This is a genomic window from Streptomyces pyxinicus, assembly GCF_024753135.1.
GTDB classification, from domain to species: Bacteria; Actinomycetota; Actinomycetes; order Streptomycetales; family Streptomycetaceae; genus Streptomyces; species Streptomyces pyxinicus.
In genome coordinates, this window is the sequence record NZ_JANUGP010000011.1 from 147,217 (window position 1) to 160,121 (window position 12,905).

General features: G+C 70.9%; 15 protein-coding genes and 3 tRNA genes. 15 read left to right on the forward strand and 3 right to left on the reverse strand.

Annotated elements, in window-relative coordinates; all coding sequences use genetic code 11:
• Positions 1-25: 25 nt before the first annotated feature.
• Positions 26-1,291: an amidohydrolase family protein gene (locus tag NX794_RS17175; RefSeq protein WP_258779434.1), complete on the reverse strand. Its 1,266-nt coding sequence runs from the start codon at positions 1,289-1,291 to the stop codon at positions 26-28.
• A gap of 309 nt (positions 1,292-1,600) precedes the next feature.
• Between NX794_RS17175 and NX794_RS17180 the strand changes: the two genes are divergently transcribed.
• The 6 genes from NX794_RS17180 (at position 1,601) to NX794_RS17205 (ending at position 4,257) form a co-directional block, all read left to right on the forward strand.
• Positions 1,601-1,673 (forward strand) — tRNA-Thr (locus NX794_RS17180).
• A 46-nt stretch (positions 1,674-1,719) separates the two neighbouring features.
• Positions 1,720-1,792 (forward strand) — tRNA-Met (locus NX794_RS17185).
• Between the two features lie 90 nt (positions 1,793-1,882).
• On the forward strand, positions 1,883-2,047 hold the full coding sequence (gene rpmG, locus NX794_RS17190) for a 50S ribosomal protein L33 (RefSeq protein ID WP_003948671.1): 165 nt from the start codon (positions 1,883-1,885) through the stop codon (positions 2,045-2,047).
• 138 nt (positions 2,048-2,185) lie between these two features.
• Positions 2,186-2,638, forward strand: a complete 453-nt coding sequence (locus NX794_RS17195) for a MaoC family dehydratase N-terminal domain-containing protein (RefSeq protein ID WP_258779435.1) — start codon at positions 2,186-2,188, stop codon at positions 2,636-2,638.
• 7 nt (positions 2,639-2,645) lie between these two features.
• Positions 2,646-3,074, forward strand: coding sequence for a MaoC family dehydratase (locus NX794_RS17200; protein WP_258779436.1), 429 nt, complete (start codon positions 2,646-2,648; stop codon positions 3,072-3,074).
• Between the two features lie 127 nt (positions 3,075-3,201).
• A complete protein-coding gene (locus NX794_RS17205) occupies positions 3,202-4,257 on the forward strand; it encodes a UDP-N-acetylmuramate dehydrogenase (RefSeq protein ID WP_258779437.1) in 1,056 nt (351 codons plus the stop codon).
• A 19-nt stretch (positions 4,258-4,276) separates the two neighbouring features.
• On the opposite strand, the gene NX794_RS17210 is transcribed toward NX794_RS17205, so the two are convergent.
• Positions 4,277-5,317, reverse strand: coding sequence for an adenosine deaminase (locus NX794_RS17210; protein WP_258779438.1), 1,041 nt, complete (start codon positions 5,315-5,317; stop codon positions 4,277-4,279).
• Positions 5,318-5,442: 125 nt separating this feature from the next.
• The gene (locus tag NX794_RS17215; RefSeq protein WP_258779439.1) at positions 5,443-6,669 is read right to left on the reverse strand and encodes a pyridoxal phosphate-dependent aminotransferase; all 1,227 of its coding nucleotides are present in this window, start codon (positions 6,667-6,669) and stop codon (positions 5,443-5,445) included.
• Positions 6,670-6,928: 259 nt separating this feature from the next.
• On the opposite strand from NX794_RS17215, the gene NX794_RS17220 reads away from it, so the two are divergent.
• From NX794_RS17220 to rplL, 9 genes are all read left to right on the forward strand, one after another.
• Positions 6,929-7,001, forward strand: a tRNA-Trp gene (locus NX794_RS17220).
• Between the two features lie 106 nt (positions 7,002-7,107).
• Positions 7,108-7,389, forward strand: a complete 282-nt coding sequence (secE, locus tag NX794_RS17225; RefSeq protein WP_258779440.1) for a preprotein translocase subunit SecE — start codon at positions 7,108-7,110, stop codon at positions 7,387-7,389.
• A gap of 80 nt (positions 7,390-7,469) precedes the next feature.
• Positions 7,470-8,360 (forward strand): transcription termination/antitermination protein NusG, encoded by an 891-nt coding sequence (nusG, locus tag NX794_RS17230; RefSeq protein ID WP_258779441.1) that lies wholly within the window; start codon positions 7,470-7,472, stop codon positions 8,358-8,360.
• A 284-nt stretch (positions 8,361-8,644) separates the two neighbouring features.
• Positions 8,645-8,824 carry a hypothetical protein gene (locus NX794_RS17235; RefSeq protein ID WP_258779442.1) on the forward strand — a complete coding sequence of 60 codons (180 nt, stop codon included), beginning with the start codon at positions 8,645-8,647 and terminating at the stop codon, positions 8,822-8,824.
• A gap of 133 nt (positions 8,825-8,957) precedes the next feature.
• Positions 8,958-9,392 carry a 50S ribosomal protein L11 gene (rplK, locus tag NX794_RS17240; RefSeq protein ID WP_055622551.1) on the forward strand — a complete coding sequence of 145 codons (435 nt, stop codon included), beginning with the start codon at positions 8,958-8,960 and terminating at the stop codon, positions 9,390-9,392.
• 98 nt (positions 9,393-9,490) lie between these two features.
• Positions 9,491-10,216: a 50S ribosomal protein L1 gene (rplA, locus tag NX794_RS17245; protein WP_258779443.1), complete on the forward strand. Its 726-nt coding sequence runs from the start codon at positions 9,491-9,493 to the stop codon at positions 10,214-10,216.
• Between the two features lie 161 nt (positions 10,217-10,377).
• Positions 10,378-11,286, forward strand: a complete 909-nt coding sequence (locus NX794_RS17250; protein WP_258779444.1) for an SCO4651 family lipoprotein — start codon at positions 10,378-10,380, stop codon at positions 11,284-11,286.
• 307 nt (positions 11,287-11,593) lie between these two features.
• Complete coding sequence (gene rplJ / locus NX794_RS17255) at positions 11,594-12,124, forward strand: 50S ribosomal protein L10 (RefSeq protein ID WP_258779445.1); 531 nt, start codon at positions 11,594-11,596, stop codon at positions 12,122-12,124.
• 116 nt (positions 12,125-12,240) lie between these two features.
• A complete protein-coding gene (gene rplL / locus NX794_RS17260) occupies positions 12,241-12,630 on the forward strand; it encodes a 50S ribosomal protein L7/L12 (RefSeq protein WP_258779446.1) in 390 nt (129 codons plus the stop codon).
• Positions 12,631-12,905 lie beyond the last annotated feature (275 nt).

Here is a 12,905-nt window from a genome sequence, read left to right on the forward strand (position 1 = left end):
CGACAACCCGGCCACGACAACCCGGCTACGACAACTCCTTCCGCCCCTGCCTGGGCAGCCCCAGTTCCGCCGCTGCCGCCGAGGAGCAGTACTCGCGGACCGCGCTGGTGCGGGACACCACCCGGCCGCGGTGCACCACGATGCGGCTGTAGGCGAGGGAGAGCGCGCCGGGCAGGTGGTCGCCGCGCACGGCGAGGAGTTCCGCCGGGAACCCCGCCTCGACGCGCACGTCCGGCAGGCCCAGGACGGCGCGGGCGGCGGTGGACACGGCGGCGTAGGCGTCCTCGGGGCGCAGGCCGTGGGCGGACGCCAGCAGGTAGGCGGCCTCCAGCGGGTCGCCGCGGCCCACCGGGTTGGCCACGTCGCGCAGGGCACCGCTGCCGGCCGCCACCCGCACCCCGGCCGCGCGCAGCAGCCGTACCGGAGCCGTGCCCTGCCGGTCGGCGCTGCCGCAGCCGCCCTGGGGCAGGCACACGACCGAGACGCCGGCCGCCGCGAGCTGGTCCGCCACGCGGCCGGCGGCGTCCGCGGGCAGGCGCGCGAGACCGGCGCACGGTCCGATCGTCACGCCGGGGCGCAGGCCCCCCGCCATGGCCGCGAGCCGGGACAACCTGGCCGGGTCGGCGGCGTCCGTGTGCAGGTCCACCGGGCAGCCGTGTTCGGACGCCACCTCCAGGACGGCTTCCACGTAGCCCGTCGGATCGGGGTCCAGGTCCGGGCAGCCGCCGACCACCGAGGCGCCCATCTTCACCGCGTCGCGCAGCATCGCCAGCCCGTCGGCCCCGGCCGCGCCGGTCAGCAGCCGGGGCATCGCCACCGTCGTCAGTTCCGCGAGCCCCCGCAGCGAGCGCCGGGCGTGCAGGACCGCGCCCAGCGCGCCGAGCCCCTGGACGTCGCCCACGCGCACGTGCGCGCGCGTGGCCGTCGCGCCGTGCCCGAGTTGCAGCAGGGCCGCCTCCGTCGCCCGGCGCTGGACGTCGTCGGGGGCGTACGACACCGGGCCCGGCCGCTCGGCGGTCAGGGCGGTGTCGCCGTGCGCGTGCGGTTCCACCGGGGCCGGCAGGAGGAGGTAGCCGCCGAGGTCGACGCGCGTGCCGGCCGGGCGCGCCGGACCCGGCGTGAGGCTGCCGGCCGTGCCCACCGCCTCGATGCGCCCGCCGCCCAGCCGTACGTCCACGGTCCGGCCGTCGGTGAGCCGCGCCCCGCACAGCAGCAGGGGGCCCGGGTCGGACGCTCCGGAGGACCCCGGGGAGTCCGACGGCGGGTGGGGCTGCGGCTGGCTGTCGGGCATCGCGCTCCAGGGTCGGGGCCGTGGGCCGGGAAGTGCGTGACGACCGGAGGCGGTGCCTCAAGATCACGCGGGTCGAGCCTAGGGTCGCGAGCCGCGCGGGCCGTGCAGGAGCGCAATAGTCGTACCGGCGTGGCCCGCCCCTGGAGCCACGCGCTGCTCCCGCGCGCGGGGGAGCCCGGTGTCGGGGCGTTTCCCGTGGGCCCGCCGGGGCTCGGGAGGCCCCGGGGAGGGCTCCGGAAGGGGGCGTCCGGGGCGGACGGATACGGATTTGGGCGAACGGCGGCGGACCGTGTAATGTCTTCCTCGCTCGCCCCAATAGCTCAGTCGGCAGAGCGTCTCCATGGTAAGGAGAAGGTCAACGGTTCGATTCCGTTTTGGGGCTCTGGTGTGAGAGGTTCCCGTCGAAAGGCGGGGCCCGATCGCATCACAGCGGTGTAGCTCAGTCGGTAGAGCAAGCGGCTCATAATCGCTGTGTCACCGGTTCAAGTCCGGTCACCGCTACTGACAGTAGCCGATTGCGGGGTCGGTCCTTCGATCGGCTACTCTTTCTTGCGTTGAACAAGTCCATCCGTTCGTCTTAGGAGCACTCACGTGGCTGCCACCGACGTCCGCCCGAAGATCACGCTGGCCTGCGTGGAGTGCAAGGAGCGGAACTACATCACCAAGAAGAACCGGCGTAACAACCCGGATCGTCTGGAGATGAAGAAGCACTGCCCGCGTTGCAATGCGCACACCGCGCACCGCGAAACGCGATAAAAAGGCTCGTCCGTGAGGCCGTCCCCTTCGGGGGGCGGCCTCACGGCGTTTTCACCGGCCCGCGCCCGCCGGCCCGAGTGGTCGGCCCGGCCCGGCTACTTTGGGGCCATCACAGCAGAGATCAGGAGGTGCCGGGCCATGGCGCTCGACCAGTCCTTCGTGGGACGGACCTACCCGCCCACCGCCCCCTACGAGGTGGGCCGGGAGAAGATCCGCGAATTCGCCGAGGCGGTCGGGGAGGCCAACCCGGTGTACACGGACCCGGAGGCCGCCAAGGCGTTCGGTCATTCCGATGTGATCGCCCCGCCGACCTTCGTGTTCTCCATCACCTTCCGCGCCGCCGGCCAGGTCGTCGAGGACCCGCAGCTCGGCCTGGACTACAGCCGCGTGGTGCACGGCGACCAGAAGTTCGCCTACAGCCGCCCGGTGCGGGCCGGCGACCGGCTCACCGTCACGTCCACCATCGAGGCGATCAAGTCCCTCGCGGGCAACGACATCCTGGACATCCGCGGTGAGGTGCGCGACGAGGCGGGCGAGCACGTCGTGACCGCCTGGACCAAGCTCGTGGCCCGCGCGGCCGAGGAGGCGTGAGGACCTGATGACCGCCAAGATCGCGTACGACGACGTCGAGGTCGGCACCGAGCTGCCGGCGCAGACCTTCCCGGTGACCCGCGCCACGCTGGTGCGCTACGCGGGTGCCTCGGGCGACTTCAACCCGATCCACTGGAACGAGAAGTTCGCCAAGGAGGTCGGCCTGCCGGACGTCATCGCGCACGGCATGTTCACCATGGCCGAGGCGGCCCGGGTGGTCACCGACTGGCTCGGCGACCCGGGAGCGGTCGTGGAGTACGGCGTCCGCTTCACCAAGCCCGTCGTCGTCCCGAACGACGACCAGGGCGCCCTGATCGAGGTGAGCGGCAAGGTGGCGGCCAAGCTGGACGACCGCACCGTCCGCGTCGACCTCACGGCCATGAGCGCCGGCCAGAAGGTGCTGGGCATGTCCCGGGCGGTCGTACGCCTGGCCTGACGGCGCACCGCCGGCAGGGGGCGTCCTCCACAAGGGGGCGCCCTCCTCCGTACGCCCGCTGTCCCGCGACAGGCCCCCGCCCAGGTGCGTACCGCCGCTGCCGGACCCGTCTCGTACGCTTGGCCCCGTGCAGGTACTCCACGACGCCCCCCTCGCCCCGCTGACCACCTTCCGGCTGGGCGGTCCCGCTGCCCGGCTCGTCACCGCGGCGACCGATGCCGAGGTGATCGCCGCCGTCCGCGAGGCCGACGAGAGCGGCACCCCGCTGCTGGTCGTCGGCGGCGGGTCGAACCTGGTCATCGGCGACAAGGGCTTCGACGGCACCGCCCTGCGCATCGCCACGCGCGGTGTCGAACTGCGCGGTACGACGCTGGAGCTGGCGGCCGGCGAGGTGTGGAGCGACGCCGTCGCCCGTACCGTCGAGGCCGGGCTCGCCGGGATCGAGTGCCTGGCCGGCATCCCCGGCTCCGCGGGCGCCACACCGATCCAGAACGTCGGCGCCTACGGCCAGGAGGTCTCCGCGACCATCTCCGAGGTGGTCGCCTACGACCGGCGCACCGGCGAGACCGTCACCCTCGACAACGCGGACTGCGACTTCTCGTACCGGCACAGCCGCTTCAAGGCCGACCCCGAGCGCCATGTGGTGCTGCGCGTGCGCTTCGAGCTGGAGGACGCGGCCGGGATGTCGGCGCCGGTCAGGTACGCGGAGGTGGCCCGCGCGCTCGGCGTGGAGCCGGGGGACCGGGTGCCGCTGGCCGACGCCCGGGAGACCGTGCTGAAGCTGCGCGCGGGCAAGGGCATGGTCCTCGACCCCGAGGACCACGACACCTGGTCGGCGGGCTCCTTCTTCACCAACCCGATCCTCACCGAGGAGGAGTTCGCCGCGTTCCACGCGCGCGTGCGCGAGCGGCTGGGCGCGGACGCCGAGCCGCCCGGCCACCCGGCGGGGGAGGGCCGCCGGAAGACCTCCGCGGCCTGGCTGATCGACAAGGCCGGCTTCACCAAGGGCTACGGCTCCGGACCCGCCCGCATCTCCACCAAGCACACCCTCGCGCTCACCAACCGCGGCGGCGCCACCACCGAGGACCTGCTGGCCCTGGCCCGCGAGGTCGTCGTCGGCGTCCGCGAGGCCTTCGGCATCACCCTCGTCAACGAGCCGGTGACCGTCGGCGCGGACCTCTAGGGGCAGGCGCCGGGGCGGTTCAGGCCGGCGGAGCGGCCAGCCAGGCGTCCACGCCCGCCAGCAGCCGGTTCCTGACGTCCTCCGGGGCGGCCGAGCCGCGGATCGACTGGCGGGCCAGTTCCGCCAGTTCGGCGTCCGAGAAGCCGTGGGAGTGGCGGGCGATCTCGTACTGGGCGGCCAGCCGGGAGCCGAACAGCAGCGGGTCGTCGGCGCCGAGCGCCATCGGGACGCCCGCCTCGAACAGGGTGCGCAGCGGGACGTCCTCGGGCTTCTCGTAGACGCCGAGCGCCACGTTGGAGGCCGGGCAGACCTCGCAGGTCACCTGCCGGTCGGCCAGCCGCTTCAGCAGCCGCGGGTCCTCCGCCGCCCGCACCCCGTGCCCGATCCGGGTGGCGTGCAGGTCGTCCAGGCAGTCCCGCACCGAGGCCGCGCCGGTCAGCTCGCCGCCGTGCGGGGCCGACAGCAGACCGCCCTCGCGCGCGATGTGGAAGGCCCGGTCGAAGTCCCGCGCCATGCCCCGCCGCTCGTCGTTGGACAGCCCGAAGCCGACCACGCCCCGGTCCGCGTACCGCACCGCGAGCCGGGCCAGGGTCCGCGCGTCCAGCGGGTGCTTCATGCGGTTCGCGGCGACCAGGACCCGCATGCCGAGGCCGGTCTCCCGGGACGTCGTCTCCACCGCCTCCAGGATGATCTCCAGCGTCGGGATCAGGCCGCCCAGCCGGGGCGCGTACGACGTCGGGTCCACCTGGATCTCCAGCCAGCCCGAACCGTCCCTGACGTCCTCCTCGGCGGCCTCGCGGACCAGGCGCCGGATGTCCTCCGGCTCCCGCAGGCAGGAGCGCGCCGCGTCGTACAGCCGCTGGAAACGGAACCAGCCGCGCTCGTCGGTGGCGCGCAGCCGGGGCGGTTCACCGCTGGTCAGCGCCTCGGTCAGGGCGTCGGGCAGCCGTACGCCGTGCTGGTCGGCCAGCTCCAGGACGGTCCCCGGTCGCATCGAACCGGTGAAGTGCAGGTGCAGATGGGCTTTCGGCAGCTCAGAGAGGTCACGTACACGCTCCATCCCAGGATCCTGCCGTACGAGGCCGCCCGACCGGTAGCCGTTTCCCCGTTCGTGGTCTTGCTCGCACAAACGAACACGGCCGCCCACGACATGCGCGGGCGGCCGTGCGGGGGCGGAGGAGGACGTCAGTCCCGCGCCTCCGCCAGCAGCTTCTGGATCCGGCTGACGCCCTCGACGAGGTCCTCGTCACCGAGCGCGTACGACAGCCGCAGATAGCCCGGCGTGCCGAAGGCCTCGCCCGGGACGACCGCGACCTCGGCCTCCTCCAGGATCAGCGCGGCCAGCTCGACCGTGTCCCGCGGGCGCTTGCCGCGGATCTCCTTGCCGAGCAGCGCCTTGACCGACGGGTAGGCGTAGAAGGCGCCCTCGGGCTCGGGGCAGAGGACGCCGTCGATCTCGTTGAGCATCCGTACGACGGTCCGGCGGCGCCGGTCGAAGGCCTCGCGCATCTCGGCGACGGCCTTCAGGTCACCGGAGACCGCGGCCAGGGCGGCCACCTGGGCCACGTTGGAGACGTTCGAGGTGGCGTGCGACTGGAGGTTGGTCGCCGCCTTGACCACGTCCTTGGGGCCGATGACCCAGCCCACCCGCCAGCCGGTCATGGCGTACGTCTTCGCCACCCCGTTGACCACGACGCACTTGTCGCGCAGCTCGGGCAGGAGAGCCGGCAGGGACACCGCGGCGGCGTCGCCGTAGACCAGGTGCTCGTAGATCTCGTCGGTGAGCACCCACAGGCCGTGCTCGGCGATCCAGCGGCCGATCGCCTCGGTCTCGGCCTCGGAGTACACCGCGCCGGTCGGGTTGGAGGGGGAGACGAAGAGCACGACCTTCGTCTTCTCCGTGCGGGCGGCCTCCAGCTGCTCCACGGTGACGCGGTAGCCGGTGGTCTCGTCGGCGACGACCTCCACCGGGACGCCGCCGGCCAGCCGGATCGACTCCGGGTACGTCGTCCAGTACGGCGCCGGGACGATGACCTCGTCGCCCGGGTCGAGGATGGCGGCGAACGCCTCGTAGATGGCCTGCTTGCCGCCGTTGGTGACGAGGATCTGCGAGACGTCCGGCTCCCAGCCGGAGTCGCGCAGCGTCTTGGCGGCGATCGCGGCCTTCAGCTCGGGCAGACCGCCGGCCGGCGTGTAGCGGTGGTACTTGGGGTTCTTGCAGGCCTCGACGGCCGCCTCGACGATGTAGTCCGGGGTCGGGAAGTCGGGCTCACCGGCGCCGAAGCCGATCACCGGACGCCCGGCGGCCTTCAGGGCCTTGGCCTTGGCGTCCACGGCGAGGGTGGCGGACTCGGAGATCGCGCCGACTCGGGCGGAGACCCGGCGCTCGGTGGGTGGGGTTGCAGCGCTCATGGAGCCCATGGTTCCAGACCGGAAACGCCCCCGGCACACGGGTTTCACAGACTGAACAGCAACGGGTCGAGGCGTGAACACGGGTCCGAATCCGGTCCCCGGCCAGGACGATCTTCGACCGGGCCGCCCCGGACGGGCTCTTTCTGTTCGACGCCGGGCCCCGGACCACGTACACTCTCACCTCGTTGGCCTTCAGCAGCCGCCGTGACCGGTGCACACCGAGCATCCGGTCGGATGCGGTACGTTGGGGGGCACACAAAGGGTCGTAGCTCAATTGGTAGAGCACCGGTCTCCAAAACCGGCGGTTGGGGGTTCAAGTCCCTCCGGCCCTGCTACACACACCGCCAGGATGTGTGCGCATGTACGTACAGCAATGCACCGCCGTGCGGCTCAGAAACCGGGCGCGGCACGGCCACGACCCGGGATCAGGTGAGGATTATGACGGACGCCGTGGGCTCCATCGACACGCCTGATGCCCAGGACGAGGTGCCGGAGAAGAAGGCCCGCAAGGGCGGCAAGCGCGCCAAGAAGGGCCCGCTGAAGCGCCTGGCCACCTTCTACCGCCAGATCATCGCGGAGCTGCGCAAGGTCGTCTGGCCGTCGCGCAATCAGCTGACGTCGTACACGACCGTGGTGATCTTCTTCGTCGCCATCATGATCGCCCTGGTGACCGTGATTGACTATGGGCTCAACCACGCGGCCAAGTACGTCTTCGGCTGAGCCGAGAGCGAAGGGCGCCGTGGTACCGGCGCCCGTTTTCGCATGTTCCACCCCTATGTATCCAGGAAGAAGCAGCCATCGTGTCTGACCCGAACCTGAACGACGACGCCATCGAGCCCCGCGGGCAGGCTGCCGAGACGGCCGACGACGAGCTCGACATCGTCGAGGGCGCGGACGAGCAGGACGAGTTCGAGGCTGCCGAGGCCGAGGCGGGCGAGCCGGCCGAGGAGGCCGCGCTGCACGTCGAGGACGACGAGAGCACCGACGCCGACGCCGATGAGAGCGCCGACGCCGACGAGAGCGCAGAGGACGAGGACGCGGCCGAGGCCGCCGAGGAGGAGCCGGCCGAGCCGGTCGACCCCGTCGCCGCCCTGCGCGAGGAACTGCGCACCCTGCCCGGCGAGTGGTACGTCATCCACACCTACGCCGGTTACGAGAACCGCGTGAAGACCAACCTGGAGCAGCGCGCCGTCTCGCTGAACGTCGAGGACTACATCTTCCAGGCCGAGGTGCCGCAGGAAGAGGTCGTCCAGATCAAGAACGGCGACCGCAAGACGATCAAGCAGAACAAGCTGCCGGGTTACGTCCTGGTCCGCATGGACCTGACCAACGAGTCCTGGGGCGTCGTCCGCAACACCCCGGGTGTCACCGGCTTCGTCGGCAACGCCTACGACCCGTACCCGCTGACCCTGGACGAGATCGTCAAGATGCTCGCCCCGGAGGCCGAGGAGAAGGCCGCCCGCGAGGCCGCCGAGGCCGAGGGCAAGCCCGCCCCGCAGCGCAAGGTCGAGGTCCAGGTGCTGGACTTCGAGGTCGGCGACTCGGTCACCGTCACCGACGGCCCCTTCGCCACCCTCCAGGCGACCATCAACGAGATCAACGCCGACTCCAAGAAGGTCAAGGGCCTGGTGGAGATCTTCGGCCGCGAGACCCCGGTCGAGCTGTCCTTCGACCAGATCCAGAAGAACTGAGCACGGCCTTCGAGGGCGCCCCGCCGGTACACACCGGTCCGGGGCGCCTTCGCCGTGTCCGCCTCCTCGCCCTCGGGGCCGCGCTGCTGCTGGCGTACGCCGTCTTCGTCCCCGCCGCCTGGCTGCGCGCCGGACTGCGGGGCGCCGAGCCGGCCGAGGCCACCTTCCATGCCGGGACCTGTGTCCTGGGCGGGTGCCGGGTCACCTTCCCGGTCGCGGGGGAGCGGCTGACCGTCGAACTGCCGCCGGGCACGCGCGCGCACGGCCACGCCGAGGGCGACACGGTGGCCGTACGGCACGCGCCCGGGGAGCCGGGGCGGGTCGCGCTCGCTGAGGAGACCGGGCGGGGGACCGTCGCCGCGCTGCTCGCCGTACCGGGCGCCGCGACCCTGCTCGCGCTGTCCGCCGGGGCCGTACGGGTGCTGCGCGACCGGCGTCCGGAGGGGTCCGCGCAGACCGGGTGACCAGGGCGATTTCCGGTCTGGAGGGGGCACCGGCTATCGTGGTGCGGTATGCCATCTGTGTGATCTTGCCCCGATGGGCGCAGGTCCGAGGCACGGATGGCAATCAACCTCTCAGTAAGGACCCGGAGAGAGCATGCCTCCCAAGAAGAAGAAGGTCACGGGGCTCATCAAGCTCCAGATCCAGGCCGGCGCCGCCAACCCGGCCCCGCCGGTCGGCCCCGCGCTGGGCCAGCACGGCGTGAACATCATGGAGTTCTGCAAGGCCTACAACGCCGCGACCGAGTCGCAGCGCGGTTGGGTCATCCCGGTGGAGATCACGGTCTACGAGGACCGTTCCTTCACCTTCATCACCAAGACGCCGCCGGCCGCCAAGATGATCCTCAAGGCCGCGGGCATCGAGAAGGGCTCCGGCGAGCCGCACAAGACCAAGGTTGCCAAGATCACCGAGGCGCAGGTCCGCGAGATCGCCCAGACCAAGCTGCCCGACCTCAACGCCAACGACCTGGACGCGGCCTCGAAGATCATCGCCGGCACCGCGCGTTCCATGGGCGTCACGGTCGAGGGCTGACCCTCCCCCAGCAGTCATGCGGCCCCAGTCGGCCGCACGTGGCAGGGCCTGCTCGGCCCGTACACCACGACTCCTTTCAGAACACACAGGAGCAAGTTGTGAGCAAGCGCAGCAAGGCTCTCCGCGCTGCGGACGCCAAGGTCGACCGGGAGAAGCTGTACGCCCCGCTCGAGGCCGTCCGTCTCGCCAAGGAGACCTCCACGTCCAAGTTCGACGGCACCGTCGAGGTCGCCTTCCGTCTGGGTGTCGACCCGCGCAAGGCCGACCAGATGGTCCGTGGCACCGTGAACCTCCCGCACGGCACCGGCAAGACCGCCCGGGTCCTGGTCTTCGCGACCGGTGACCGTGCCGAGGCCGCGCGTGCCGCGGGCGCCGACATCGTCGGCGCCGACGAGCTGATCGACGAGGTGTCGAAGGGCCGTCTGGACTTCGACGCCGTCGTCGCCACCCCGGACCTCATGGGCAAGGTCGGCCGCCTCGGCCGCGTGCTCGGCCCGCGTGGTCTGATGCCGAACCCGAAGACCGGCACCGTCACCCCCGACACCGCCAAGGCCGTCACCGAGATCAAGGGCGGCAAGATCGAGTTCCGCGTCGACAAGCACTCGAACCTGCACTTCATCATCGGCAAGACGTCGTTCGACGACAGCAAGCTGGTGGAGAACTACGGCGCCGCGCTGGAGGAGATCCTCCGTCTGAAGCCGTCCGCCGCCAAGGGCCGGTACATCAAGAAGGCCGCCATCACCACCACGATCGGCCCCGGCATCCCGGTCGACCCGAACCGCACCCGCAACCTCCTCACCGAGGAGGACCCGGCCGCCGTCTGAGCCTTCCGCTCACTCCGGTAGCCGCGTCAGGTACGCGTATCGAAGGACGGGTCCCGCAACCTTTCGGGTGCGGGGCCCGTCCTTTCTTCATGCGATCTTCGTATGACTGTCAGGGGCCTGGGCTACGGTGCGGGCGACGGGACTTGAAACAGGGGGACTGGATGAAGAACACGACCGTGCGCCGGACCGGGCTGTCGATCGCGGTGGCCGCCGCACTGACGGGTGTGGCCGCCTGCGGCTCCTCGGGCGGTGACAAGGCGGCCGGCGGGGGCGCGATCCACGTCAGCCCCATCGCCGCGCTGCGTTCCGTGGAGAAGTCCACCGGCAAGGCCGATTCGGCCAAGGTGCGCTCCACCACGACCCTGGGCGACCTCATGGCGCTGAAGGCCGACGGCACCCTCGCCTGGAGCGACGGCCTCAAGGGCACCCTCACGGTCACCTACACGGGCGGCCAGCTGGCCGAGGCGATGCGCAAGGCCGGCTCCGCGTCGATGGAGGCCCGCTATCTCCAGGACGCCTACTACGCGCACATGAGCGACGCCTACGCCCGGCAGTCCGGCGGCAAGCACTGGCTGAAGTACTCCTACGACGACCTCGCCAAGCTCGGCGGCGCCTCCGGGGCGTACATGAAGGACCAGCTCCAGAACTCCACCCCCACCCAGGCGGTGCGGATGCTGCTGGCCTCCGGCGACGTCAGGAAGGTCGGCCAGGAGACCGTCTCCGGCACCCGCACCACGCACTACTCGGGCCGGGTGGACGTGGCCGGACTCGCGGGCAGGAGCAGCAACCTCAGCGCCGCACAGCTGGACGCCCTGAAGAAGCAGCTCAGCCAGGCCGGCGTCACCACCGACACCGTCGACATCTGGATCGACGACGAGAACCTGCTCGTCAAGAAGACCGAGAAGGCGGCCACGGCCAACGGCGCCATGACCAACACCACGTACTACAGCGACTACGGCGTCAAGGTCGGAGTCGAGGCGCCGCCGGCCTCCGACACCAGGGACTTCACCGATCTGCTCAAGTCCGGCGGCGGCACCGTGGCGGGCACCACGGGCGGCATCAGCTCCTGACTGCCTCCCCCCGAAGGACCGGGACGGCCCGATTTGCTCGGGGCCGCCCCGGTCCCGTACTCTTCCATCGAAGCCAAAGACCGCTGGTCGTTGCCGCGCGCTAGTACGAGGGCGCGGTGGCCGAAGGATCCGCTGAAAAGTGGGCGACCCGCGCAGGTGTCAGTGGAAGAACTCCCGGAGTGCACGCGCCGAGCGCGTGTGCGGCCGGTCGAGTCCGCCCCGAGCGCCTGCGCCGGGGCGTTTCGTTTTGCCCAGTCCTCCTTCGGGTCCGCGCGGTCAGAATCACCCGGAAGGAGGCCGAGGCTCTATGGCGACGCCCGAGAAGGCTGCCGCGGTTGCCGAGCTGACGGACAAGTTCCGCAGCTCCAACGCCGCCGTGCTGACCGAGTACCGCGGTCTCACCGTGGCGCAGCTCAAGACGCTGCGCCGGTCGCTCGGTGAGAACGCCCAGTACGCCGTGGTGAAGAACACGCTGACCAAGATTGCGGCCAACGAGGCCGGGATCACGCTGGACGACCAGCTCTTCGCTGGTCCGACGGCTGTCGCCTTCGTCACCGGTGACCCGGTGGAGTCGGCGAAGGGTCTCCGTGACTTCGCCAAGGACAACCCGAATCTCGTCATCAAGGGCGGTGTCCTTGACGGCAAGGCGCTGTCCGCCGACGAGATCAAGAAGCTTGCGGACCTCGAGTCCCGCGAGGTTCTGCTCAGCAAGCTGGCCGGTGCCTTCAAGGCGAAGCAGTCCCAGGCTGCCTCCGTCTTCCAGGCGCTGCCGTCGAAGCTCGTCCGCACCGTGGACGCGCTCCGCGCCAAGCAGGCCGAGCAGGGCGGTGCCGAGTAATTCGGCTCGCTTTCTGATCCTGGCCGCCTGACGCGGCGAGGGTCGCAGCGGGCCGACGTACGCCCGCCTTATCCAGTACATCCGGCACCTGCCGATTGAGTGGAAGGACCGCCATCATGGCGAAGCTCACCCAGGACGAGCTGCTTGCCCAGTTCGAGGAGATGACCCTCATCGAGCTCTCCGAGTTCGTGAAGGCCTTCGAGGACAAGTTCGACGTCACCGCCGCCGCTGCCGCGCCGGTCGTCGTCGCCGGTGGTGCCGCTGGTGGCGCCGCCGCCGAGGCCGAGGAGGAGAAGGACGAGTTCGACGTCATCCTCACCGGCGCCGGCGACAAGAAGATCCAGGTCATCAAGGTCGTGCGTGAGCTGACCTCGCTGGGTCTGAAGGAGGCCAAGGACCTCGTCGACGGCACCCCGAAGCCGGTCCTCGAGAAGGTCAGCAAGGAAGCCGCGGAGAAGGCCGCCGAGTCCCTCAAGGGCGCCGGCGCCTCCGTCGAGGTCAAGTAACACCTCTCGGGCCCCCAGGGCTCGAACGCGCGCTGAGAACGGCTCCTCGGGGCTGTAACGCGGACGCACCGAAGAGCGATCATCCAACCGGGTGGTCGCTCTTCGGCGTCTTCGGAGGACGACCTCGGTTGCCTTGCACTCGCGACGGCGGGGGGTATGGTGATCTTCGTCGTGTCTCCGGCCGGACTCGTTTGGACTGAGAGGCCTTGACGAACCGCACGCAGCGCGCAATTCTCAGGACGCGTCGTCACAAGGATCCGAATCCGAGGCATGGA